This window comes from Streptomyces sp. NPDC012769 (genome assembly GCF_042901205.1).
In the GTDB taxonomy this organism is placed as follows: domain Bacteria; phylum Actinomycetota; class Actinomycetes; order Streptomycetales; family Streptomycetaceae; genus Streptomyces.
The window spans coordinates 407,180-432,774 of record NZ_JBIBCP010000006.1 but is presented as its reverse complement, the minus strand read 5'-3'; the positions used below and the strand labels follow the sequence as shown (position 1 = coordinate 432,774).

The following is a 25,595-nucleotide window of genomic DNA, read 5'->3' as shown; positions in this document are numbered from 1 at the left end:
CGGGCGGTCACCATGGACGCATGACGAGTTCGACGCCTTCGCACCACGAGGCCCCGCCGCCGGCGGAGGCCCCGCCCGCCTCGCCGCTGCGGCGCTCGCGCGGGCAGAAGGTCGTGGCCGGCGTGTGCGGCGGTCTCGGCCGGCACTTCGACCTCGACCCGGTGATCTTCCGCATCGCGCTCGGCGTGCTCGCGGTGACCGGCGGCGTCGGGCTGATCTTCTACGGCTTCGCGTGGCTGCTGATACCGCTCGCGGACGAGGAGGAGAACGAGGGCCGCAGGCTGCTGACCGGCCGGGTGTCGGGCTCCTCGCTGACGGCGGTGCTGATGGCGCTCGTGGGCTGCGGGATCTTCCTGTCGATGCTGCACAACGGGGGGACGCTGGCGTTCGCGCTCATGCTGTCGCTCGCAGTGAGCGGTGCGGCGGTCTGGTCGCAGCGGCGGCAGGCGGTCGTGGCGACCGCCGAGGAGGGCGGCCGGATAGACCCGGCCGCCGCGCTCGCGGTCGCCGAGGCCCCGCCGGAGACCAAGGCGCCGCCGCTGGTGGAGTTCCCGTCGTGGTGGCGTGACCCCATAGTCAAGGACGGCTCGACCGGGAAGGTGGCCATCGGCTATCTGTGGGGGCCACACGGGATTCTCGACGAGGACGGGAAGATCGACGGCGTGGTGCCGACGCCGGGCAGCCAGTGGGGCCCGGACCCCGCCGCCGCGGCGGGCCGCCCGACCCCGTCGACCCGGGTGCAGCGCCCGGGCCCGCCGTCCATCGGCGGCCTGGTGTTCCTGCTGGCCCTGATCGCGGGTGGGCTCGGCACCGGCCTGTCGTGGGAGGGGCATCCGCTGGGGACGAGCCTGCAGATCGGTCTGGCCGCCGCGCTCGCGGTGTTCGGGCTCGGTCTGGTCGTCAGCAGCTTCCTCGGCAGGACCGGTTTCGGCACGGTCTTCCTGATGCTCGTGACCGCGGGTCTGCTCGCCGTGGCGTCGGTGCTGCCCAAGGAGATCTCCACGGCCTGGGCGCGCGAGACCTGGCGCCCGGCCGCGATCTCGGCCGTGCAACCGCGCTACGAGCTGGGCAGCGGGATCGGCACGCTCGACCTGTCGGCTCTCGCCGTGCCGGCGGGGACGACGGTGGTGACCCGGGTGGAGGTCGGCGCGGGGAAGCTGAAGGTGGTCGTGCCCCGCGACGCGACGGTGAAGCTGCGGGCCCAGGTGGGGCTCGGCGATCTGCGGCTGCCCCCGGACAACCCTCCGGCGGCCCCGTCGGCCGCGCCGATCGTGACGCCGCCGGCCGCCCCGACCGTGGCCCCGCCCGTCGCCCCTTCCGGCGTTCCGTCCGCCGGGTCGGCGCCCTCGGGACCGCGTGCCGTGCCGCCGGTGGTGCCGCCCACGCCGTCCGCCGCGACGCCGTCGCCGGGCGACATCGACATCGCGCCGGACCTCGACGAGAGCCGTACGCTCGCCCCGCCGCCGGGCGTCACCCCGGGCGGCACGCTCGACCTCTTCCTGGAGGTCGGTATCGGACAGGTGGAGGTCGTCCGTGCTGGTGCATGAGTTCCGCCCCGGTCGGCTGATCCTGGGCTCGGCCGCCCTGGCGCTCGCGGGTCTCTACGCGGGGGACGCGGCGGACGCCTGGTCGGTCGCCTGGTACGTGGTGATCCCGGTGCTGTGCGGGGCGCTCGGTCTGGCGGCCGTCGCCTCCTGGACCGCCTATCGGATACGCCGGCGGTCGGCGAGGAGAGCGTCCAGCGACAGCATGGGGGCACCGGCGAGCAGCAGCGGCAGCCAGGCCATGAGATAGGCGAGGTCGTTGCCGAGGTAGTACGGGTTCACCTGCCAGCTGACGGTCAGCCACAGACTCAGCGAGATCAGTGCCCCGCCGAGCGCGGCCACCCGGGCGAAGAGTCCGAAGAGGGTGCCGAGGCCGACGGCCAGCTCGCCGAGGGCGATGGCGTAGCCGAAGCCGACGGGGCTCTTGAGCGACAGGTCCACGAGGGCGGGGAGGGCCGAGGTGTCACGGACGCCCCGCATGACCTCGCCGATCGACTCGGGGCCGGTCTCGGCGAGGAAGGCGGGGTCGGTGAGCTTGTCGAGCCCGGCGTAGATGAAGGTGACGCCGAGGAAGAGCCTCAGCGGAAGCAGCGCGTAGCGGGAGGCGATCGCCTTCCACCCGTCCGGGCTGTCGGAGTCGGAGCCGGTCCCGGTGCCGGCGCCTCGGGAGCCGGCTCCCGGGCCCGGGCCCGGGCGGTGATCGCCGGAGCCGGTGCCGTAGCCGCCGGACCCGTGGCCGCTGGGGCCTTGGCCGCCGGGGCCGGGGCTGTCGGGGCCGTGGCTGTGGGCCCCGTAGTCGCCGGACCGATGGCCTCTCTGCCCCTGGCTGCCGGTCCCGTGATCACCGGGGCCCTGGCTGCCGGACCCGGGGTCCCCGGGGCCGCGGTCGCTCGTTCCGTCCGTCCGTCCCGTCATCGCCGGCCGCCTCTCCACGCGCGCCCCGTAGCCCTGTCCGGGGGTCCCGAGGTTCGATTCTCCTCGCATTCCCCGGGACAGGACATCCCCTGGCCCGGGCCCGGGGACGGATCACCGGCACGGGTCAGTCGAGGACGTCGATCAGGACCCGGTTGGTCTCGACCCCGGCGGCCGTCACCACGGACACCTCCAGCCGGCCCGGTTCCACGTCGGCCGGGAGGGGGACGGTCAGGGCGGTGTCGGTCGGGTTGGCGAAGCCGCCGGGGACCGGGACGAGCGGCACATGGGCGTGGACGGGGCCGATCCGGACGACGAGCCGGGTGAGCGGGTCGGGCGCGCTCGCTCCCGCCGGGACGAAGCCGGTGCCGCGGATCTCGATGTCGTCGCCGGTGCGGATCGGGGCGTCGAGGTCGCCCGCCTCGCGGGCCCGGACCACGGAGAAGATCTTGGGACGGCCGCCCTCGACGCACTTGCCGAAGAGGTAGCCGGTGACGGAGACGGCGACGAGCAGCACCAGCGCCCAGGGCAGGTCGGGCAGCCGGTCGGGCTCGCGGCCGAGGCGGACCGCGGTAAGCACGAGGACGGCTGCCGAGACGAGGACGTACTGGGCGTCGGTGAGGGAGGCGCGGCCGTCGTCGTCGCACAGCAGGTCGGCGGGGCGGGGCCGGTCGGCGCGGACCTTCTGCAGGCGGCGGCCGGCGACCCGCAGGGCCACGACGAGCCGGGCGGCGACGACGGTCCAGCCGACCAGGGCGAGCACGGCGAGCAGTCCGGCGCCCCGGCCCAGGCCCAGGTCCACATGGGGCGCGCCGGTGGCCAGGCGCAGGGCGAGGAGGAGCAGCACGTAGACGGAGAGGAGGAGCCAGGCGGCGGCGACGGCGCGGGAGGTGGAGAGCCGGTTGTCCTCGCCCAGGAGCGGGGCGACGACCCCGCCGTGGTGGCGGTGGAGCAGCGCCGCGGCGGTCAGGGCGGCGGCGAGCAGCACGGCGGCCCCCAGGGCGGCCGTGCGGGCGCCGGTCCAGCCGGTGCCGAGGGCCGTGAGCGCCTGGCCGAGGAGCAGGGCGAGGACGGCGCCCCACACGACGGCGAGCGTGCCGCGGTGGATCCGGCCGAACCGGGCGCCGCCGGCCTCGCGGCCGCGCGCGGCGACGGTGCGGGCGGACTGAGCGAGTTCGTCGGAGACCCACTGCCGTGAGGCGACCGGAGAGTGGGCGAGCGCGGCCGGCACGCCGTGTCCGGCGGCGAGCTCGTCGCGCAGGGCGAGGAAGGCGGCGACGGCCCGCCGGTGGCCGGAGCCTTCGCAGTGCGGGCAGCCGCCGTCCTCCGCGAAGCCCGCCCCGACCGCACCGACGCCCCCGCCTGCCCCGAGCGACCCGAGCGCCCCGCACTGTCTCGCCTCTTGCACCGCCACGGCGCCGCCCACTTCCCGGTCGGTCGACTCGTCCTCGTCAACTCACTGTTGATTCCTGGGAATTGTGCCGCACCGACCGCTCCGCCCGAGCGCATTGCACACCTCGCGCGGGAGTGATTGAAGAGTCATCACATTGACGTAAGGACAGCCAAGTCCCCCACCAGGACGGTCTTCTACGACAGGAGTTCGGGCTCCTCGCGGCTGATCCGCCGCCACAGGGGCTGATAGTTGATCCAGGCCACCAGGTCGCTGCCGAGCTGTTCGCGGGTGGCGACGGCGTCGCGGTGGTCGATCAGCACCGGCTTGCCCGCGGCCCGCGCGGTCAGCTGCACCTGGGCGCAGCGCTCCATGGCGATGAACCACCAGGCGGCCGCGTCCACGGAGGATCCGACCGTGAGCAGCCCGTGGTTGCGCAGCACGATCCCCTTGGAGGTGCCGAGGGCGACCGCGATCCGCCGGCCCTCCTCGGGGTCGACGGTGACCCCGGTGTAGGCGTCGTAGAGGATGTGGTCCTGGTAGAAGGCGCAGGCGTCCTGGGTGATCGGGTCGATCATCTCGCCGAGCGCGGCGAGCGCCCGCCCGTGCGTGGTGTGGGTGTGGGCGACGGCCACGACGTCGGGCCGGGCGCGGTGCACCTCGGCGTGCACGGTGAAGGCGGCCTGGTTGACGTGATGGGTGCCGTGGACGACCTGGCCGTCGCCGTTGACGAGGATCAGATCGCTCGCGGTGAGCTCGGCGAAGGGTGCGCCGAAGGGGTTCACCCAGAAGCAGTCGGGATGCTCCGGGTCGCGGGCGGTGATGTGCCCGGACACCCCTTCCTCGTATCCGGACCGTCCGAAGATCCGCAGCGCGGCGGCGAGCCGCTGCCTGCGGTGCCTGCGCTCCTCTGCGGCCGTCGCGTGGACGGGCGGCATGGCGAAGTGGAGCTGCTCGACGGGGACGGGGGCCGGGAGGGACGCCGGTATCTCGGTCATGCGCGGGAAGGTAACGCCCGGTTTCCCAAGTCACCAGAGCCCGTACGGACCAAAGGGCCCCCGCCCCGCACCCCCGTACGGACCAAAGGACCCCGCACCGCACCCCGTACCGCCCCGCCGCCCGGCCCCCGCTGCCTGGCCCCACCCCACCCCCCTACGGCGAAGCCGCCGCCCCGTGGACAGACGACGGGGCGGCGGCTTCACTCGCGTACGGCGGGGCCGGGTGGGATCACTCCCACTCGATGGTGCCCGGCGGCTTGCTGGTCACGTCGAGGACGACGCGGTTGACGTCGGCGACCTCGTTGGTGATGCGGGTCGAGATGCGGGCCAGCACCTCGTACGGCAGTCGCGACCAGTCGGCGGTCATGGCGTCCTCGGAGGACACCGGGCGCAGCACGATCGGGTGGCCGTAGGTGCGGCCGTCGCCCTGGACGCCGACGGAGCGGACGTCGGCGAGCAGCACGACCGGGCACTGCCAGATCTCGCGGTCGAGACCGGCGTCGGTCAGCTCCTCGCGGGCGATGGCGTCGGCCTCGCGCAGCAGGTCCAGGCGCTCCTTGGTGACCTCGCCGACGATGCGGATGCCGAGGCCGGGGCCGGGGAACGGCTGGCGCTGGACGATCTCCTCGGGCAGGCCGAGCTCCTGGCCGACCATGCGGACCTCGTCCTTGAAGAGCTGGCGCAGCGGCTCGACGAGCTCGAACTCCAGGTCCTCGGGGAGGCCGCCCACGTTGTGGTGCGACTTGATGTTGGCGGTGCCGGTGCCGCCGCCGGACTCGACGATGTCCGGGTAGAGCGTGCCCTGGACGAGGAAGGCGACCTCCTCGCCGTCGGCGGCGCCTTCGGCGACGATCTCGGCCTGCGCCTGCTCGAAGACGCGGATGAACTCACGGCCGATGATCTTGCGCTTGGTCTCCGGGTCGGAGACCCCGGCCAGGGCGGTGAGGAAGCGCTCCTGGGCGTCGACGACCTTCAGCTGGACGCCGGTGGCGGCCACGAAGTCCTTCTCGACCTGCTCGGTCTCGCCCTTGCGCATCAGGCCGTGGTCGACGTAGACGCAGGTCAGCTGCGAGCCGATGGCCTTCTGCACGAGCGCGGCCGCCACGGCGGAGTCGACGCCGCCGGACAGACCGCAGATGGCGCGCTTGGTGCCGACCTGGGCGCGGATGGCCGCGACCTGCTCCTCGATGACGTTGCCGGTGGTCCAGGTGGGCTGGAGGCCGGCGCCGCGGTAGAGGAAGTGCTCCAGGATCTGCTGGCCGTGCGTGGAGTGCAGCACCTCGGGGTGGTACTGGACGCCGTACAGCTTCTTCTCGTCGTTCTCGAAGGCGGCGACCGGCACGACGTCCGTGGACGCGGTGACGGTGAAGCCCTCGGGGGCGGCGGAGCAGGCGTCGCCGTGCGACATCCACACGGACTGCTCGACCGGGGTGCCCTCGAAGAGGGTGGAGCCGGCCTTGCTGACATGGAGGGGGGTACGGCCGTACTCGCGGGCTCCGGTGTTGTCGACGGTGCCACCGAGGGTGGTCGCCATCAGCTGGAAGCCGTAGCACATGCCGAAGACGGGGACACCGGCCTCGAAGATCTCGCGGTCGAGGCGCGGGGCGCCCTCCGCGTACACGGAGGACGGGCCGCCGGAGAGGATGATCGCCTTCGGGTTCTTGGCCAGCATCTCGGCCACCGGCATGGTGGACGGGACGATCTCGCTGTAGACCCGGGCCTCACGGACTCGGCGGGCGATGAGCTGGGCGTACTGGGCGCCGAAGTCGACAACGAGGACTACGTCCGGGTTGGTGACGTCGGGCGCGGCAGCGGGGGGCGCTGATGACACTACGGCGGCCTTCCGGCGGTAGGAGGGGGTCCCCCGAAGGGGGGCTATTTGTCGATTCTACCGGCGGACGGGTGACGCTTTTCGTCTCACCATCCGAACCAGGGTGGCCTTCGTCTCACCATCCGGGCCCGGCTTGCCCCCGGACGGACGGAGGGGTCCATACTGTGCGCCATGCGCAAGCTCCCGACCTTCCTCTTTACCTATGGCAACCGGCCCGCCGGCTGCCACGGTCGTGCTGCTTGAGCAACTGACAAGCGACTTCCCAGGCGCCCCGGGCCGACAAGGCCCGGGGCGTTCTGCTTGTCCCGGGCGCTGTCGCCCCGGGGTTCCCGACCCGACACGAGGAGCCCCACCGTGACCACCTCCACCTCCACCACCCCCACCGAGAAGACCGGCGCCCGCACCGACGAGGCGGCCGCGCTCATCGGCGACGCCCGCGAGCGCATCGACGCGCTCGACGACCGGATCATCGGCCTGATCCAGGAGCGGATGGCCGTCTCCGCCGTCATCCAGGAGGCCCGCATCTCCTCCGGCGGCCGCCGGGTGAACCTGGCGCGCGAGATGGAGGTGCTCGGCCACTACCGGGACGCGCTGGGCAAGCCGGGCACGGCGCTCGCGATGACGATGCTGGAGCTGTGCCGGGGCCGCATCTGACCGTCCAGTACGGACCGGCCGCATCCGACCGCCCCGTACGGTCCGGCCGTAACTGACCGTCCCGCACGGGCCCCGGCGCGTGTGAGTGCTGTCCCGCACCCGAGTTCGGTCGCACCCTCACCCGTACGGCGCGTGACCGGGCCCGGCGCCGCTTCGTTGGTCGTGATGTCCGTGCCAGCCAGGGGCGGGCCCGAAAAAGACCACGCGTGGCTTCGCTGGGGCGTGTGACGTACCTCCGGTACGTCGTGGGACCTCGCCCCAGCGCGCGTGACCGGACGGCAGGGGACAGCAGCCCGGTCACCCAGAAAGGGCGGTCGGTCCCGGGGACGCCCGGGACCGACCGCAACCGGCCGAACGACCCGAGATCCACCGTCCCGCTCCCCACACCCCTCCTGCTCCCCCACTCCCCACCCCACCCGCGCGGCGCCCCACCCCCCGGCGCCGCCGCCCCCGGCACCGCGGCAGCCCTGACGCCGGTGCCCTTCCAGGGGCCTCGCGCCCGCGACCGGAATCGCGGCGCGGGGCCCCTGTGCCGTGCGCATCGAATCTCGCGCTCGATACGTGACGCGCGTCACACGAAGATTCCGTGCCGGGGCTACAACCAATGCCCCAGGTCACCGGTCATCTATGCAGCACCACCCAGAAACTGGAGGGGCGCTGCACTCGGAGGGGGGTGCAGCGCCCTTTCCGTTGTCCACGACCTTTTCCGGAATCCCCGGCATCCCCGGGATCCCCACGGATCCGCTACGCCGGCTCCGGCTTCTTCGGCGGCACGGCCGGAATCCCCAGGAACGGCAGCCTCAGGGCACCGAAGGCCTCGGCCGGGACGGCGGGCGACTTCGGCTCGACCGGTGCCAGCCGCACATAGGCCTCGCTCTGGCGCGGGCGCGGGTCCTCCTCGCCCTTGTTGGGCCAGAAGGACATCGCCCGCTCCGCCTGCGCCGTGATCGTCAGGGACGGGTTGACGCCCAGATTGGCGGAGACCGCGGCGCCGTCCACGACGGAGATCCCCGGGTGGCCGTAGAGACGGTGGTACGGGTCGATGACGCCCGACTCGGCGTCCGCGCCGATCGGACAGCCGCCCAGGAAGTGGGCGGTGAGCGGGGTGCCCATGAGTTCGCCGATGTTGGACCCGGCGAAGCCGTTGATCTCCTCGGCCATCAGCGAGGCGGCGCGGGTCGCGGCCTCGATCTGGGTCGGGTTGGGGGCGCCGTGGCCCTGGCGGGCGGTGAGCAGGCCCTTCCCGAGGCCGTCGGGCTTGCGGTAGGTGGTGAGGGAGTTGTCCAGGGACTGCATGACCAGGCCGATGATGGTCCGCTCCGACCACCGGCGGTTGGACAGCGAGCGCAGGGCGAGCGCGGGGTGCTTGACCATCTCCAGGAGCCACTTGCGGACCCGGTGGGCGCCGTAGGGCACCTGGAGGACGGTCAGACCGCCCATCGAGTTGGAGCCCTTGCCGTAGCGCACCGGCTCGATGTGGGTGTTGGCGTCGGGGTGGATCGACGAGGTGATCGCGACGCCCCGGGTGAAGTCGACCCGGTCCTTGCCGTGCTTCCTGCGGTAGCGGCGGTCGGTGGTCTGCGAGCCGACCAGTGCCTCCGAGTTGGTACGGGTCAGCTCGCCGAGCCGGGAGGAGATCCGGGGCAGCAGACCGGTGTCCTTCATCCGGTGCAGCAGGGTCTGCGTGCCGTACGTACCGGCCGCGATCACCACCCGGGGGGCGGTGAAGGTCCGGCCCGCGCCCTTCCTGCGGTTGTCGGTCGGGAGGGTCCTGACCGCGTAGCCGCCGCGCGAGTCCTCGGTGACGGCGACGACGGAGGTCATGGGGTGGACGACCGCGCCGGCCTTCTCGGCGAGGTAGAGGTAGTTCTCGTTGAGGGTGTTCTTGGCGCCGTGCCTGCAGCCGGTCATGCACTCGCCGCACTCGGTGCAGGCCCTGCGGGCCGGGCCCGCGCCCCCGAAGTACGGGTCGGCGACCTCACCGCCCGGCTTCACCCTGGACGCGCCCGCCCCTTCCCCGCCGACGGCGTCCTTGCCGTCACCGAAGAAGACGCCGACCGGCGCCATGTGGAAGGTGTCGCCGATGCCCATCGCCTGGGCGGTGGCCTTCAGATGCACGTCGGAGGGGGTCATCGTCGGGTTGAGCCGCACGCCCAGCATCCGCTTTGCCTGGTCGTAGTAGGGGGCGAGCTCCTCGCGCCAGTCGGTGATGTCCTTCCACTGCGGGTCCTGGAAGAACGGGTCGAGCGGCTCGTAGAGGGTGTTGGCGTAGTTGAGCGAGCCGCCGCCGACCCCGGCGCCCGCGAGGACCATGACGTTGCCGAGCAGGTGGATGCGCTGGAGGCCGTAGAGGCCGAGGGCGGGGGCCCACAGGAAGTTCTTCAGGTCCCAGGAGTTCTTGGGCAGGGTGGCGCGGGTGAAGCGCCGCCCGGCCTCCAGGACGCCGACCCGGTAGCCCTTCTCGGTCAGGCGCAGGGCCGTGACCGAGCCGCCGAAGCCGGAGCCGACGACGATGACGTCGTAGTCGTACGCCGAGTCCAGGTCGTCGTCGTCCTGATTCCGGGCAGGGGGTACCGCGGTCATGGCTCTCCTCGAACGAAACCGGTGTGAAGGGGTGGAGCTGTCAGCGCAGGCGCAGGGCCTTCATCACCTTCAGGGACGTGCTCATGAAGGCGGCGTACTTCTCGTCGTCCATCCCGAAGGAGGGGGCGAGCGGGATCAGCCGCTGCTGGGCGACGGTCTGGGCCTCGGTGAACTTGAGGATGCCCTCGGAGCCGTGGCGCCGGCCGAGGCCGGAGTCCTTCATGCCGCCCATCGGGGCCTGGACGCTGCCGTACGCGGGCGCGTAGCCCTCGTTGATGTTGACGGTGCCGGTGCGCAGCCGGGCGGCGATGGCGTGGCCGCGGCGGGAGTCGGTGGTCCAGACGGAGGCGTTGAGGCCGTAGGGGGTGGCGTTGGTCAGCTCGACGACCTCGTCCTCGTCCTCGAAGCGGTAGAGGGAGACGACCGGGCCGAAGGTCTCCTCGGTGCAGACGGCCATCGGGGCCTCGACGCCTTCGAGGATGGTCGGCTCGTAGAAGAGCGGGCCGATGTCGGGGCGGGCGACGCCGCCGGCGATCAGCCTGGCGCCCTTGGCGACGGCCTCCTCGACGTGTCGGGTGACGGTCTCCAGCTGCCGCTCGCCGACGAGGGAGCCCATGTCGGCGCCGTAGGCGAGGGAGTTGCCCAGGCGCATGGCCTTGGTGCGGGCGGCGAAGCGGGCGATGAACTCGTCGGCGACCGACTCGTGGACGTACAGCCGCTCGATGGAGATGCACAGCTGGCCGGCGGAGGAGAAGCAGGCGCGGACGGCGCCGGCGGCGGCCTTCTCGATGTCGGCGTCTTCGAGCACCAGCATGGCGTTCTTGCCGCCGAGTTCGAGCGTGACGCCGACGAGGCGGGCGGCGGCGCCCTGGGCGACCTCGCGGCCGGTGCGGGTGGAGCCGGTGAAGGAGACGTAGTCGGCGTGGCGGACGACCTCGGGGCCGACGACCGGGCCCTCGCCGAGGACGACCTGGAAGACCTCGGCGGGCAGACCGGCCTCGATCAGCAGGTCGCGGGCCCACAGGGCGGTGAGGGCGGTCTCGGTGTCCGGCTTCATCACGACCGCGTTGCCGGAGACGAAGGCGGGCAGGGCGTCGCCGACCGACAGCTCCAGCGGGTAGTTCCAGGGCGCGATCTGTCCGACGACCCCGCGCGGCTGGCGCAGCTCGGTGACCTTGGTGAGGGTCGGGACGACACCCGTGTGGCGCTTGGGGCGCAGATACGAGGGCGCCTTGCGGCCGTAGTGGCGGGCGGCGACGGCGACCGCCTGCACCTCCTCGTGGGCGTGCAGGCGGGCCTTGCCGGTCTCCAGCTGGATGAGGTCGAGGACCTCGCCCTGGCGCTGGAGGACCAGGTCGTGGAAGCGCAGCAGTACGGCCGCGCGGGCCCTGACGGGGGTCGCGGCCCAGACGCCCTGGGCGGCACGGGCGCGGGCGAAGGCGGCGGCGACGTCCTCGGGGGTGGACTCGGGCAGGTCCGCCAGCTTGTCCCCGGTGAAGGGGGTGTGGTTGGCGGTACGGCCGGAGCCCACGACCCCGCGGGTGAGCCGGGCGACCAGATCGGGCGTGACCACGTCGGCGGCCGTGCGCGCCCCTGCGGGCGCGGGCGCGACGGGGTTGGTGCCGAGGGTGCCGGTGGTGGCCGCGGCGGCGGCCCGGTCCGTGGTGGGGAGTGCCCGCGAGTCCGTCATGAGGGCGAGGGTAGGCCGCAATCCCGCCTTTGGGTACCCGTCAGTAACGCGTTTTCACCCGGGGAACACAATCGCGCCAGCGATCACTGGCACATAAGCCCTGATCAGGGACTTACGGTGTCTCCGGGAGCCCTCCAGTACTTCTTCACGATGTCGAACTGCTCACGCGTGCGCTCCCAGCTCTCCTCCGGCGAGGCCATGTACAGGGCGTACTCGGTGCCGTCGTCGCCGTAGTACACCTGGTCGATCGCGTGGCGTGGCCCCGGGAAGGTCTGCTTCTCGATCCAGGTGAACTCCCAGACGCAGGAATTGACCTGATCGCGGAAGGTGTTCTGGGTCAGCCGGATCCGCTCGTACCGGGCCCGCTTCTTCACGATCTTCTCGAGGTCGAGCATGTGCATGTACGGGTTCTCGAAGTCGGGCGAGGGGTCGATGCTGATCCGGATGCGGTGGCGGCCGTTGTCGGGCGTGTAGTCGATCTGGTCGCCGTCCGCCTGGCGCTTCCAGCCGTCCGGTACGACCAGGCTGAAGCCCTCCGGGTCCTCGACCCGGTGCCAGCCGGCCGGGATGCCGCCCTTGGCCGGGTCCACGGCCGGATCCTTGCCCGCGCCCTGGGTGGTGGACGGGTCCGCGCCACCCCGGTCGCCCTTGTCGCCGCCCATGTGGGTCATGGCGGCGAACACCGCCCCGCCCGCGAGGAGCCCCGCGACCACGGCCGCGAGCACCGCGGCGCGCCAGCGACCACGGCCCTGTGCGGGGGCCGGGGCCGGAGTCTGTGCGGGACGGCCGCCGGGGGCGGTGGTGCCGGCGGCGGACGCCGCCGGGGACGCCGGATCCGCCGGGCCGTCGGTGGTGGCGGCGGCCGGGCGGGTGGCGGGGGCCGCCGGGTCGTCGTGCGGTCGGGGCAGCGGCGTCGTCACCGACGAGGCGGCGGCGGTCAGCTCCTCGGGACCCACCCGCCGCGTCGGCACGTACGCCTGTGCGGCCTGCGGCGTCCGCCCCTCCATCGCGTCGAGCAGCATCCGCTCGGCCTCGTCCGCGCGCGGGCGCTGGTCCGGGTCCTTGCGCAGCAGCGCGACGATGACCGGGGCGAGCGCGCCGGCCTTCTCGGGAAACGGCGGTTCCTCGGTGACCACCGCCTGCATGGTGCTGATCGGCGAGCCGCGACGGAACGGCGAGCCGCCCTCCACCGCCGTGTACAGGGTGGCGCCGAGCGACCACAGGTCCGACGCCGGGCCCGGGTCCCCGCCGCGCACCCGCTCGGGCGCCAGATAGTCGATGGAGCCGACGAGTTCGCCGGTGCGGGTGATCGAGGAGTCGCCCTCGATGGCGGCGATCCCGAAGTCGGTGATGAGGACCCGCCCGTCGCGGGCGAGCAGGACGTTGCCGGGCTTCACGTCCCGGTGCAGCACCCCGGCGGCGTGCGCCGCGCGCAGGGCGCCGAGGACGTGCAGACCGATCCGGGCCGCCTCGCGCGACTCGATCGTGCCGGAACCGGACTCCTTCGCCGCGTCCGCGAGCGAGGGCCCGTCCACGTACTGCATGACGATCCACGGACGGTCGTCGTGCTCCAGCACGTCGTGCACCGTGACCACGCCGGGATGGGTGATCCGCGCCGCCGCGCGGGCCTCCTTCTGCGTCCGGGCGTGCAGGACCAGCCGGTCGGCCTCGGCCACGAACCGTCCCGCCGTCAACTCCTTGACGGCCACCACCCGGTGCAGCACCTCGTCGTGGGCGCGCCAGACCTTGCCCATGCCGCCGCGCCCGATGGACTCGCCCAGCCGGTAACGCCCGGCGAGCAGCAGCCCGGTGCCGGTGCTCTCAGAATGTTCCACGTGCCCCCGCCTGTTTGCTTCGGAGGCAAGGTTACGGAGGGGGGCACGGCCCACGGAACCTCGGGGCGCGCTTTGGGAACAACCTGTGACCGGCCGCCGGTTCGGGGCCGCGCCACGGGTCGGCGAGAGCGCGGCGGACCGGGACGCCGGACGGGGCCGGCGAAGGCGCGGCGGACCGGACGGCACGCCGGGTCAGCGGGTCACCCGGTACGCCTTCACCGCCTGGTCGTAGACCTCGGAGACCTTGTCCCGCTCGTCCTCCGGGCCGATGACCAGGACGACGTGGTAGCGACCGCCCTCGATCAGCGCCAGGTTGCGGACGAACACCTCGCGTCCGGTGCTGTCCTGCCAGGTGAACTGGCCCACGGCCATCGCCTGTCGGCCCACGTCGATCCGGCGCAGGCCGGAGGCGCTGGACCAGGACGAGTCCCGCCAGGGCTGGAGTTCCCGCTCCCTGCTGCGCTGGTACGCCATGGGGTCGGCGCCGTTCGCCTGCACGGTGTCCCGGCCGGGGACGACGATCAGCGTGAAGTCGCCGCCCGTGTACCGCACCTGACCGGCGTCGTTGATCGGGCTGCGCCGCCAGTCGCGCGGCACGCCGACCTGGAAGCCCTCCGGGTCCTTGCGGAGCACGTAACCGGCCGGGAGCGCGGGCGCCGAAGGGTCCGCCGCGGGCGGGGTATTGGCCGGCTGCTGCGTGGTGGGCCGGGACGAGGGCCCCTCGCCGGCGGGCGGGGCGGAGCTCGTCGCCGGAGCACCGGACGTCACCGGCGGCACGGCCTTGCCGCCGCCCCCCTCGCCCTCCTCGCCTTCCTTGGGCAGGAACCACACGGCGTAGGCGATCGCCCCGCCGAGCAGCAACAGGATGAGCAGCAGCAACATGCACCCCAGGGCGCGCGGGGAGCCCGAGGTGCGCCCGGGAGCGCGGGGCGCTCGCGGGGCGCGCTGCGGGATCTCCTCGTGCACGTCCGGGGTGTCGGCGTACGCCGTGTGCGTCCCGTACGCCGTGGGCGCCGCGTACGACGGTTCCCGCGGGGCGCGCGGGGCGCGGAGGGCGCGCGGGTCACGGCGGTCGCGCGCCTTGCCGGCTCGTCCCTGGCGGTGGCGGCCGCCCGAGGCTCCGCCGCGACGGCGCCGCACCAGCTCGCCGCGGCGGCGCACGATGGGCAGCCGGGTGGCGTCCGGGGACGGCAGCGGTACGACACCGATCCCGGCCTCCGGCTCGGGCGCCGAACGCACCAGGGAACGCAGCCAGCCGCTCAGCTCCTCGACGTCGGGGCGCTCGGTGGGGTCCTGACGCAGCAGCGACTCCACGATCGGCCGCAGCGGGCCGCACTCCTCGGCGAACGCGGGCGGCTCGGCGCAGACCAGCTGGACCAGCTCGGCGGCGTTGTCCTCGGGGTACGGGGCGTGGCCCTGGACGGCCCGGTAGAGCAGCGCGCCCAGCGCCCACAGGTCGGTGGCGGGGCCGATGGGCGGGGCCAGCCGCCAGTGCTCGTGGACCGGGCCCGCCTGCTCGGGCGCCCAGCGCTCGGTGACGGCGCCGACGACCGCGATCCGGGTCTGGCGGGCCCGCTCGGCGGCGAGCCGCGTCACCGGCCCCCGATACGCGTCACCGGAGCCCGATCCCGAGCCTGAGCCGGTGCCGGTCGGGGCTGCGGTCGCGGGCAGCGGTTCGCGGCTCGCCGCCCGGTATCCGGCGGGGAGCGCGGGTAGGGCCGGGCCGGTGCTCCCGCCGCCGCCCGCCGGGACGGAACGCCCGCCGTCGCGGGCGGCGTGCGGGCCGTCGCTCCAGGTGCCGGCGAGGTAGGCGCGCGGCGGCGTCCCGTAGGGGCCGCCCGTCCCGTTCTCGTCGTCGTCCTCGTCGTCGAGGTCGTCGGCGTCGTCCTCGTCGCCCACCCGGGACCACCACTGGGGCTCGGGAGGCGTGGGCGGGCCGCCCGACGGCGGCGCGGGCTCGGCGGGCTCCCCGGGCTCGGCGGGCAGGGCGGGGCGGGGGGCCGGGAGGGCGCCGGTCTCACCGATCCGGGCGGCGGCGCGGGCACCTGCCCGATAGGCGGCGATGGCCCCGGCGCGGGCGGCCCGCACGTCCGCGACGGGCGGCACGGCGGGGGTGGGCACGACCGGCGCGGCGGACAGCTCGGGCCGGCCGCCGCCGTACGGGGTGCCTCCGTCGGGCCCGTACCCGGAGCCGTACGTCGAGGCGGGACCGTCCGTCTCGTCCTCGCCCGGCTCGTCCTCCTCGGAGCGCGACTCGTCGACGTGGGCCTCGTGGCGCGCGGGCGCCCGGGACGCGGGCACCCGCCTCATCGACGCGTCACCTCGCGGCGCGATAGCACCCCGGCCGTAGGGCTCCGGCGCGTACGCCTCGGGCTCGTAGGGGGTGGATTCGTGGGGCGCGGGCTCGTAGGGGGCGGGCTCGTAGGGTTCCAGCTCGTGGATCTCCGCGCCGTACGGCTCGGCCTCCTCGTACCCCTCGCCCTCGGCGTACTCCTCGTGCTCCTCGTACGCTTCGTACGCTTCGTACGCCTCGTGCTCTGCGGACTCCTCGTACTCCCCGTGCCCCGCGGACTCCTCGTACGCCTCGGTCTCGTAGACCTCCTGGTCGATCCCCGGCACCCCGTACGGGGACTCCTCCTCGCTCGGCACCGGGGCGTAGCCGCAGAGGGCCTCCTCGGCGGCGCCGGCCGCGAGGCCGGTGAGGACGACGCGGCCGTCGTCGCAGACCAGGACGGTGCGCGCGGTGACGTTCCGGTGGGTCCAGCCGTGCGCGTGCAGGGTGCGCAGGGCGGTGAGCAGTTCGGCGCCGATCTCGGCGGCCCGGTAGGGGGTCAGGGGCCCCTCGGCGAGGATCTCGGAGAGCGGCGTGGCCGCGACGAACTCGCTCACTATCCACAGCGAACCGGCCTCGGCGAACACGTCGAAGACCTGGTCGAGGCGCGGGTGGTCGGGGATCCGCGCGGCGGCCTGGGCGGCTTCGACGGCGCGGCGGACCGTCGGCTCGGCCGGTCTGCGGGTGGCGCGCCCGGGAGCCGCGTACGGCTCGTCGTCGAGGAGTTCGGCGTCGACGACCTCGGGCAGCGGAACCTGACGGATCCGCACTTCCTGGCCGCTGTAGGTGTCGAAGGCGCGCGTCTCGACGTGGTCGTACGCGTCCGCCGGGGGCAGGGGCAGCCGATAGCGGTCCGCCAGCACCCTTCCCGCGTAGTCGTCCACGACGCCTCCCCACGCGCCTGCCGTCCCCCGTGCCCCGTCCTCGCGGACGGGGCCTCTCACGATACGTGCGCCCGTCAGTCCTTGGGGCTGAACGTGGCGAACGCGGTCTCGCGGAGCGTCTTGCACTCCGCCGCGTCCCATGCGTCGGCCCGGCAGCTGACCATGATCGAATAGCCGTGGTCGGCGTCGACCTTGAAGCCCCGGTTGAGCACCCGGACGCGCATGCCGTTCTGGGTGCGCTCGAACTCCCAGTCGGCGACGGTCGGATAGCCCTTGTAGGCGACCGGGCGGATGCCGATGTGCTTGTAGCCGTTGCTCGACATGGCGACCGCGGTCATGGCGGCGCGCCAGGCGGCGGCCGCGTCGTCCTTCGGGCTGTCGTTGAAGTCGACCTGGACGCGCGGGAACCCGCTGCCGCCGGCGTGGAAGATGCCGCCCGAGTTCTGGCCCGCTATCGCGGCGAGCTTGAAGGAGGCGGGCATCGCCATCCGGAAGTGGAAGCGGTCGTTGGTCACCATCACATAGCCGGGCGGCAGCTGGGGGCCGCCGCCGGCCTGGTCGCCGCCGGGCGTGCCGGAGGGCGTGGTGCCGCTCTGGCCGCCGCTGTTGGCGGCCGGTGTGCCGCCGCTGCCCTGCTGGGCGGGGTCGCTCGGGGTCTTGTCGGTGCCGTCGTCGGTCCGGCCGTCGGTGCCGCCGGAACTGGCGCCGGCCGAGGCCGTGGTGCCGCCGGAGCTGCCGCCCTTGCCCTGGTCGGTGCCCTCGTTGCCGCCGCCGAGGGCGACGTACAGGATCGTGCCGAGCAGGGCGATGACCACGACCGCCGCGATGATCACCAGGGTGCGGCGCGGGACGACATCGGTGAGCGAGGCACGGGCCTGCCCGGGCCGGTCCGGTGTCCCGGCACCGGGCCTGCGGTCGGTCTCGCTTCTCGAGGTCGCCGCGGCGGCGGCGTTGCGCACGGACTTCAGGGCGCCCCGGAGCCGCTCGGCGGTCGCCTCGCCGGCCTTCTCGCGGGCGGGCTTCTCCTCCTTGCCGGAGGCAGGCGGACGCTCGGGGAGCGGGGGCAGCGGGACGACCCTCGTCGCCTCGGGCGAGGGCTCCGGCGGTGCCTCCGGCGCGTCGAGGACCGCGCGCAGCAGCACCCGCGCGCCCGCGTCGTCGAGCCGCTGGTCGGGGTCCTTGGCGAGGAGGCCGTAGATGACCTTCTCCAGCTCCGGTCCGGCGTTCTTCGGCGGGTCGACCGGCTCGGTCATCACGGCGGTGAGCGTGGCGATGGCCGAGCCCTTGTCGTAGGGCGGGCTGCCCTCGACGGCGGCGTACAGGAGTCCGCCGAGCGACCAGAGGTCGGCGGCCGGGCCGGGCTTGTGGCCGCGGGCCCGCTCGGGCGAGATGTACGAGGGGGCGCCGACGAGCATGCCGGTGGAGGTGATCGAGGGGTCGCCCTCGACCTGGGCGATGCCGAAGTCGGTGAGGACGACCCGGCCGTCCTCGGCGATCAGCACGTTGGACGGCTTCACGTCGCGGTGGAGGATGCCCTCGCGGTGCGCGGAGCGCAGCACGTCGAGGATGGCGAGGCCGACCTCGGCGGCGCGGCGCGGGGTGAGCGTGCCGTCCTCGCGGACGGCGTCGGCCAGCGACTTGCCCTCGATGAGCTCCATGACGATCCACGGGCGGTCGTCCTCGTCGACCACGTCGTAGACGGTCACGGCGCCGTTGTTGCGGATCCGGGCGATGGCCTTGGCCTCGCGGAGGGTCCGGGTGATGAGGCGTCGCTTCTCGTCGTCGTCGATGCTGTTGGGGAAGCGGAGCTCCTTGACGGCGACGGTCCGGCCCAGCGTCTCGTCGACCGCGCGCCACACCGTGCCCATGCCGCCGCGGCCGAGCACCACGCCGAGGCGGTAGCGCCCGGCGAGCAGCCGTCCCTGGGCGGACGGGGTGTCAGCGCGGCCGGTCGGGGCGCCCGTTCCGGTCGCGACGGCGCCGAAGCCCGCGGCCGGCGCGGCCCCGTCGGTCGACCCGCTGCCGCCGGCGGCCTTGCCCGCGCCCTTCGCGGCCCCGGGCACCTGGTCCTGAACGCCCCGCCCGGCCGCACCCGCGCCACCGGTCCGGTCCTTGCCCAGGACCGTGGTCGACGGACCCTCCGACTCCGTGTCCCGGCCCCGCCCGGCCGCACCCGCGCCAGGGGTCCGGCCCTTCGCCAGGACCGCCGTGGTCGGGGTGTCAGGAGTCTTGTCCTGAGCGCCCTGACCGGTGTCCCGCGTGCTCCGCGGCGACACGGCCTCCTGCTTGGCGAGGGCGTCGGCCCCGCCACCGGCAGGCTCCGGCGCCGCGGTGGCGTCCCGCCCGCCGGCCGGCGCACGACCCGCCTCCGGCGAGGGGCCGGCATCGCCCACCGGTGAGGTCGACGGCACGTCCGTCCCACTGGCCGGCCGCTCGGCCTCCGGCGACTTCGCCGCTCTCGGTACCTTCGGCGTCTCCGGTGTCTTCGGCACCGCCGAATCCGCCGAATCCGCCGAGTCCACCGGCTTCTTGTCCCGCTCCGCGCGCGCGGCCGGAACCGCGCCCCGGTCGCCGTCGGTGGCGGCGCCCGCGGCGGCGTCCCGCCGGGGGTCCTGCCCCGTGTCCCGCGACTGCTCCGCCTCCGACATGCGTCCCCTCTGCGATCCCTGTTTGTCGCCCGCGTCCGGAGCTCCCGCGCAATGCGGCAACCCGCCCTGGAAGAGAGCTCATTGTCCCTCACTCCGGGACCACTGCCTCCCCCGGGTCCGCACTCCGAGCACCTTTCCCACCCGTGAAGGGTGCCCCCACCCTGTCAGATCGGCACGATGTCCGGCGCTCCCAGCCGTGCCGCGTCCGCCGTCAGGTCGTCGGGCTGGCGCTGGGACTCGCGTTCCGCCTCGACGCGCTTCTCGTAGTGCTCGACCTCCTTGTCGATCTGGCCGGCGTCCCAGCCGAGGACCGGAGCCATGAGTTCGGCGCACTCGCGGGCGCTGAGCACGCCCCGGTCGAAGGTCTCGATGGAGATGCGGGTGCGCCGGGTGAGGACGTCGTCCAGGTGGCGCGCGCCCTCGTGGGAGGCGGCGTAGACGATCTCGGCCCGCAGATAGTCCTCGGCGGCCGGCAGGGGCGCGCCGAGCGACGGGTCGGCGGCGACGAGGTCGAGCAGCTCCTCCGTCAGGGAGCCGTAGCGGTTGAGCAGATGCTCGACCCGGGCCACGTGGAGGCCGGTGCGGGCGGCGATTCCGGCGCGGGCGTTCCACAGGGCCTTGTAGCCCTCGGCGCCGAGGAGCGGGGTGTCCTCGGTGACGCAGGCGGCGACCCGCTTGTCGAGGGCGTGGACGGCCTCGTCGACGGCGTCCTTGGCCATGACCCGGTAGGTCGTGTACTTGCCGCCGGCGACGACGACCAGGCCGGGCACCGGGTGGGCGACGGTGTGCTCGCGGGAGAGCTTGCTGGTGGCGTCGGACTCACCGGCGAGCAGGGGACGCAGGCCCGCGTAGACGCCCTGGACGTCGTCGCGCGTGAGCGGGGTCGCGAGGACGCCGTTCACGTGCTCCAGGAGATAGTCGATGTCGGCGCTGGAGGCGGCCGGGTGGGCCTTGTCGAGGTCCCATTCGGTGTCGGTGGTGCCGATGATCCAGTGGCGGCCCCAGGGGATGACGAAGAGGACGGACTTCTCGGTGCGCAGGATGAGGCCGGTGGTGGAGTGGATGCGGTCCTTGGGCACGACCAGGTGGATGCCCTTGGAGGCGCGGACGTGGAACTGGCCGCGCTCTCCGATGAGTGCCTGGGTGTCGTCGGTCCACACGCCGGTGGCGTTGACGATCTGACGGGCCCTGATCTCGTACTCCCCGCCGGTCTCGACGTCCTGGACGCGGGCGCCGACCACCCGTTCGCCCTCGCGCAGGAAGCCGACGACCCGGGCCCGGCTGGCGACCTGCGCCCCGTAGCTCGCGGCGGTGCGGACGAGGGTGGTGACGAAGCGGGCGTCGTCCATCTGGGCGTCGTAGTACTGCAGGGCGCCGACGAGGGCGTCCTTCCTGAGGCAGGGGGCGACGCGCAGGGCGCGACGGCGGCTGAGGTGGCGGTGCACCGGCAGGCCGCGTCCGTGGCCCGAGGAGACCGACATCCCGTCGTACAGAGCGACGCCGGAGCCCGCGTACAGCCGCTCCCAGCCCTTGTGCCGGAGGGGATAGAGGAAGGGGACGGGCCTGACCAGGTGGGGAGCGAGCCGTTCGAGGAGCAGGCCGCGCTCCTTGAGGGCCTCACGGACGAGCGCGAAGTCGAGCATCTCCAGATAGCGCAGACCGCCGTGGATCAGCTTGCTCGACCGGCTGGAGGTGCCGGACGCCCAGTCACGGGCCTCGACGAGACCGGTGGAGAGGCCTCTGGTGACGGAGTCGAGGGCAGTGCCCGCGCCGACGACTCCCGCGCCGACGACCAGTACGTCCAGTTCGCGCTCGGCCATCGCCGCGAGCGCCTCGGCGCGCTCGGCGGGTCCCAGTGTCGCTGTCCTCACGGCTGCTGCCTCCCGTCGTCCCCCGTGTGTCGGCACGGCCGGCGCACCCGCCCCCGTACGCGGCCGGGACCGCCGACCGCCCGACGCGTGTGGTCCGGCTCACAGTCCTGATTCTGTCCCGCCCCTCCGACTTCAGCCACCGCCCCGACCCCAGCCTGTGGATAACACTCGGCGACCTTCGACCCCGCAATGCCGCATATCGGTCATATTTACGCTTAGTCTGACATTGCGTAAGCCCCCTTCGGTCCACAGGGCTTGCGCACCACGTCCCCTCCGGCTACTGGGAAGGACGGCCCACCCCCATGCCCGCTGATCTCGCCGTCATCGGCCTCGGCCACCACGGACTCCCGCTCGCCCAGGCAGCCACCGCCGCCGGCATCGCCACCGTCGGCTACGACACCGATCCCCGCCCCGTCGCCGAGCTCGCCGCCGGACGTCCCCCCGTCGACGGCTCCCTCACCGCCGCCGAGATCCGCCGGATGCTCTCCGCCGGCTTCCGGCCCGCCCTCGATCCCGCCGAGCTCGGGCGCGTCCGCACGGCCGTCATCTGCGCGCCCACACCGGCGGGAGCGGACGGCGCCCTCGACCTCACCGCCGTCACCGACGCCGCCCGCGCCCTCGCCGCGCGACTGCGCCCCCACACCACCGTCCTCCTGGAGTCCCCGGTACCGCCGGGCACCACCGAGGGACCGCTGCGCGACCTCCTCGAGAGCGGCTCGGGACTGCGCGCCGGACGCGACTTCCACCTCGCCTACTCCCCCGGCCGCCTCGACCCCGTCCGCCGGGCGCACGGCGGCGTCCGCGGCGCCCACGGCCTCGCCGGAACGCCCAAGGTGATCGGCGGGCTTACCTCCGCCTGCACCGAGTCCGCCGCCGCCTTCTACGGACGCCTCACCGACAAGGTGGTCCGCGCGCGCGGACCGCGCGAGGCCGAGACGGTCCAGCTCCTGGAGACCAACTTCCGGCACGTCAACATCGCCCTCGTCAACGAGATGGCGGTGCTCTGCCACGAGATCGGCGTCGACCTCTGGGACGTCATCCGCTGCGCCGAGACCAAGCCCTTCGGCTTCCAGGCCTTCCGCCCCGGACCCGGCGTCGGCGGCCACGGCGTGCCCGTCGACCGGCTGGGCGGCCACCGCCCCCTGCGGCTGGTGGAACTCGCCGGCCAGGTCAACGAGCGCATGCCGCAGTACGTGGTCCAGCGCAGCGCCACGCTCCTCAACGAGCACGGCAAGTCCGCCCGCGGCGCCCGGGTCCTGCTGCTCGGCATCACCTACAAGCCCGACCTCGCCGACCGCCAGGGCTCACCCGCCGACGAGATCGCCCGCCGGCTGATGGACCTGGGCGCCCAGGTCAGCTTCCACGACCCGTACGTCCCCGACTGGCGCGTCCGCGACCTGCCCGTGCCCCGGGCCGACTCCCTCTACGAGGCCGCCGCCCAGGCCGATCTGACGATCCTGCTCCAGCACCACCGCACCTACGACCTCCAGGGCCTCTCGGTGAAGGCCCAGCTCCTCCTCGACACCCGCGGCGCCACCCCGGCCGGAGCCGCCCACCGCCTCTGAGGACGGCGGAGGGGCCCCGCACCACCCGGCGCGGGGCCCCTCCATCACATCCGTACGGTCAGCGCCGCATCGTCACGGTCAGCGCTTGTGCTGCGCGTCGGCGACCGTGACCTCGACGCGCTGGAACTCCTTGAGCTCGCTGTAGCCCGTGGTGGCCATCGCGCGGCGCAGGGCGCCGAAGAAGTTCATCGAGCCGTCGGGGGTGTGCGACGGGCCGGCGAGGATCTCCTCGGTGGTGCCGACGATGCCGAGGTCGACGAGCTTGCCGCGCGGCACGTCCTCGTGGACGGCCTCCATGCCCCAGTGGTGGCCCTTGCCGGGCGCGTCCGTGGCACGGGCCAGCGGGGAGCCGATCATCACCGCGTCGGCGCCGCAGGCGATCGCCTTCGGCAGGTCGCCGGACCAGCCGACGCCGCCGTCGGCGATGACGTGCACGTAACGGCCGCCGGACTCGTCCATGTAGTCGCGGCGGGCCGCGGCCACGTCGGCGACCGCGGTGGCCATCGGGACCTGGATGCCGAGCACGTTGCGCGTGGTGTGCGCGGCGCCGCCGCCGAAGCCGACCAGGACACCCGCGGCGCCGGTGCGCATCAGGTGCAGGGCCGCGGTGTAGGTGGCGCAGCCGCCGACGATGACCGGGACGTCGAGCTCGTAGATGAACTGCTTGAGGTTCAGCGGCTCGGCCGCGCCGGAGACGTGCTCGGCGGAGACGGTCGTGCCGCGGATGACGAAGATGTCCACGCCGGCGTCGACCACGGCCTTGGAGAACTGCGCGGTCCGCTGCGGGGAGAGCGCGGCGGCGGTGACCACACCCGAGTCGCGCACCTCCTTGATGCGCTGCCCGATCAGCTCCTCCTTGATCGGAGCGGCGTAGATCTCCTGCAGACGGCGGGTCGCGGTGGCCTCGTCGAGCTCGGCGATCTCGTCGAGCAGCGGCTGCGGGTCCTCGTAGCGGGTCCACAGGCCCTCGAGGTTCAGCACGCCGAGGCCGCCCAGCTCGCCGATCCGGATGGCGGTCTGCGGCGAGACGACGGAGTCCATGGGGGCGGCCAGGAAGGGCAGCTCGAAGCGGTAGGCGTCGATCTGCCAGGCGATCGAGACCTCCTTCGGGTCCCGGGTGCGCCGGCTCGGTACGACGGCGATGTCGTCGAACGCGTACGCCCTGCGGCCGCGCTTGCCGCGCCCGATCTCGATCTCAGTCACGTTGTGTGGCCTTTCCCTCTGTGTCTGCGCCTACCAGTATCCCCGACCCACGCCGAAGGGGCGGCTCCGGCCACATGCCGGAACCGCCCCCACGGGTCGCGCTGCGTGACCGGAAGCTACTTCCGGCTGTAGTTCGGCGCCTCGACGGTCATCTGGATGTCGTGCGGGTGGCTCTCCTTGAGACCCGCCGAGGTGATCCGGACGAACCGGCCCTTGGACTCCATCTCCTCGATGGTGGCGGCGCCCACGTAGCCCATGGTCTGGCGCAGACCGCCGACGAGCTGGTGCACCACGGAGGAGAGCGGGCCGCGGTAGGGCACCTGGCCCTCGATGCCCTCGGGCACGAGCTTGTCGTCGGAGGTGATGTCGGCCTGGAAGTAGCGGTCCTTCGAGTAGGACTTGCCCTGGCCGCGGGACTGCATGGCGCCGAGCGAGCCCATGCCGCGGTACGACTTGAACTGCTTGCCGTTGATGAACATCAGCTCGCCGGGCGACTCCTCGCAGCCGGCGAGGAGGCTGCCGAGCATCACGGTGTCGGCGCCGGCGGCCAGCGCCTTGCCGATGTCGCCGGAGTACTGCAGGCCGCCGTCGCCGATCAGCGGGACGCCGGCGGCGCGGGCCGCGAGGGAGGCCTCGTAGATGGCGGTGACCTGCGGGACGCCGATGCCGGCGACCACACGGGTGGTGCAGATGGAGCCCGGGCCGACGCCGACCTTGATGCCGTCGACACCGGCGTCGATCATGGCCTGCGCGCCGTCACGCGTGGCGACGTTGCCGCCGATCACATCGACGTTCACGCTCGACTTGATCTTCGCCATCCAGCCGAGGGCGTTGCTGTTGTGGCCGTGCGAGGTGTCGACGATCAGGAAGTCCACGCCGACCGCGGCGAGCGCCTGGGCGCGCTCCAGGGCCTCCGGGCTGGCTCCGACGGCGGCACCGACGAGCAGTCGGCCCTCGGCGTCCTTGGCGGCGTTCGGGTACTTCTCCGCCTTGACGAAGTCCTTGACGGTGATGAGGCCCTTGAGCACGCCCTCGTCGTCGACCAGCGGCAGCTTCTCGATCTTGTGGCGGCGCAGCAGCTCCATGGCGTCGACGCCGGAGATGCCGACCTTGCCGGTGACCAGCGGCATCGGCGTCATGACCTCGCGGACCTGACGGCTGCGGTCGGTCTCGAAGGCCATGTCGCGGTTGGTCACGATGCCGAGCAGCTTGCCGGCCGGGTTGGTGACCGGGACGCCGCTGATGCGGAACTTGGCGCACAGCGCGTCCGCCTCGGCGAGGGTCGCCTCCGGGTGCACCGTGATCGGGTCCGTGACCATGCCGGACTCGGAGCGCTTGACCAGGTCGACCTGGTTGACCTGGTCCTCGACGGAGAGGTTGCGGTGCAGCACGCCGACGCCGCCGAGACGGGCCATCGCGATCGCCATACGGGATTCGGTCACCTTGTCCATCGCCGCCGAGAGCAGCGGGATGTTGACCCGTACGTTGCGGGAGATACGGGACGAGGTGTCGACCGCGTTGGGAAGCACCTCGGAGGCGCCCGGCAGCAGCAGCACATCGTCGTAGGTAAGCCCGAGTGTCGCGAATTTCTCGGGCACTCCGTCGACGTTGGTCATGACACCTTCCCCAATGGCCTTGATCGGTGCGGATGTCCA

General features: G+C 73.4%; 15 protein-coding genes. 3 read left to right on the top strand and 12 right to left on the bottom strand.

Annotation, left to right across the window (positions count from 1 at the left end; genetic code table 11):
• The first annotated feature begins 20 nt into the window (after positions 1–20).
• Positions 21–1,547, top strand: a complete 1,527-nt coding sequence (locus ACFY7C_RS30615) for a PspC domain-containing protein (protein ID WP_389656573.1) — start codon at positions 21–23, stop codon at positions 1,545–1,547.
• A 156-nt stretch (positions 1,548–1,703) separates the two neighbouring features.
• On the opposite strand, the gene ACFY7C_RS30610 is transcribed toward ACFY7C_RS30615, so the two are convergent.
• The 4 genes from ACFY7C_RS30610 to guaA form a co-directional block, all read right to left on the bottom strand.
• Positions 1,704–2,153 carry a DoxX family protein gene (locus ACFY7C_RS30610; RefSeq protein ID WP_389656950.1) on the bottom strand — a complete coding sequence of 150 codons (450 nt, stop codon included), beginning with the start codon at positions 2,151–2,153 and terminating at the stop codon, positions 1,704–1,706.
• A gap of 430 nt (positions 2,154–2,583) precedes the next feature.
• A complete protein-coding gene (locus ACFY7C_RS30605; RefSeq protein WP_389656570.1) occupies positions 2,584–3,870 on the bottom strand; it encodes a hypothetical protein in 1,287 nt (428 codons plus the stop codon).
• Positions 3,871–4,043: 173 nt separating this feature from the next.
• Positions 4,044–4,844: a class II aldolase/adducin family protein gene (locus ACFY7C_RS30600; RefSeq protein ID WP_389656567.1), complete on the bottom strand. Its 801-nt coding sequence runs from the start codon at positions 4,842–4,844 to the stop codon at positions 4,044–4,046.
• 229 nt (positions 4,845–5,073) lie between these two features.
• A complete protein-coding gene (gene guaA / locus ACFY7C_RS30595; RefSeq protein WP_389656563.1) occupies positions 5,074–6,675 on the bottom strand; it encodes a glutamine-hydrolyzing GMP synthase in 1,602 nt (533 codons plus the stop codon).
• 354 nt (positions 6,676–7,029) lie between these two features.
• Between guaA and ACFY7C_RS30590 the strand changes: the two genes are divergently transcribed.
• A complete protein-coding gene (locus tag ACFY7C_RS30590; RefSeq protein WP_389656559.1) occupies positions 7,030–7,329 on the top strand; it encodes a chorismate mutase in 300 nt (99 codons plus the stop codon).
• 744 nt (positions 7,330–8,073) lie between these two features.
• Here the strand turns inward: ACFY7C_RS30590 and ACFY7C_RS30585 are convergent.
• The 6 genes from ACFY7C_RS30585 to ACFY7C_RS30560 all read right to left on the bottom strand — a co-directional run bounded on the left by ACFY7C_RS30585 (position 8,074) and on the right by ACFY7C_RS30560 (position 21,172).
• A complete protein-coding gene (locus ACFY7C_RS30585) occupies positions 8,074–9,912 on the bottom strand; it encodes a GMC oxidoreductase (RefSeq protein ID WP_389656556.1) in 1,839 nt (612 codons plus the stop codon).
• A gap of 40 nt (positions 9,913–9,952) precedes the next feature.
• The gene (locus ACFY7C_RS30580) at positions 9,953–11,602 is read right to left on the bottom strand and encodes a succinic semialdehyde dehydrogenase (RefSeq protein ID WP_389656553.1); all 1,650 of its coding nucleotides are present in this window, start codon (positions 11,600–11,602) and stop codon (positions 9,953–9,955) included.
• 104 nt (positions 11,603–11,706) lie between these two features.
• Entirely contained in the window at positions 11,707–13,437 is a 1,731-nt protein-coding gene (locus ACFY7C_RS30575) for a serine/threonine-protein kinase (RefSeq protein ID WP_389656550.1), read from the bottom strand.
• Positions 13,438–13,629: 192 nt separating this feature from the next.
• Positions 13,630–16,653, bottom strand: coding sequence for a protein kinase (locus ACFY7C_RS30570; protein ID WP_389656547.1), 3,024 nt, complete (start codon positions 16,651–16,653; stop codon positions 13,630–13,632).
• 74 nt (positions 16,654–16,727) lie between these two features.
• Positions 16,728–19,301: a protein kinase gene (locus ACFY7C_RS30565; RefSeq protein ID WP_389656544.1), complete on the bottom strand. Its 2,574-nt coding sequence runs from the start codon at positions 19,299–19,301 to the stop codon at positions 16,728–16,730.
• Positions 19,302–19,465: 164 nt separating this feature from the next.
• Positions 19,466–21,172 (bottom strand): glycerol-3-phosphate dehydrogenase/oxidase, encoded by a 1,707-nt coding sequence (locus ACFY7C_RS30560; protein WP_389656541.1) that lies wholly within the window; start codon positions 21,170–21,172, stop codon positions 19,466–19,468.
• Between the two features lie 302 nt (positions 21,173–21,474).
• Here ACFY7C_RS30560 and ACFY7C_RS30555 point away from each other — a divergent pair, with 302 nt between their 5' ends.
• On the top strand, positions 21,475–22,737 hold the full coding sequence (locus ACFY7C_RS30555; RefSeq protein ID WP_389656538.1) for a nucleotide sugar dehydrogenase: 1,263 nt from the start codon (positions 21,475–21,477) through the stop codon (positions 22,735–22,737).
• Between the two features lie 78 nt (positions 22,738–22,815).
• Here ACFY7C_RS30555 and ACFY7C_RS30550 read toward each other — a convergent pair whose 3' ends face one another.
• Positions 22,816–23,940, bottom strand: a complete 1,125-nt coding sequence (locus ACFY7C_RS30550; RefSeq protein ID WP_309054002.1) for a GuaB3 family IMP dehydrogenase-related protein — start codon at positions 23,938–23,940, stop codon at positions 22,816–22,818.
• A gap of 116 nt (positions 23,941–24,056) precedes the next feature.
• Positions 24,057–25,556 (bottom strand): IMP dehydrogenase, encoded by a 1,500-nt coding sequence (gene guaB, locus ACFY7C_RS30545; RefSeq protein WP_389656535.1) that lies wholly within the window; start codon positions 25,554–25,556, stop codon positions 24,057–24,059.
• Positions 25,557–25,595: the final 39 nt, after the last annotated feature.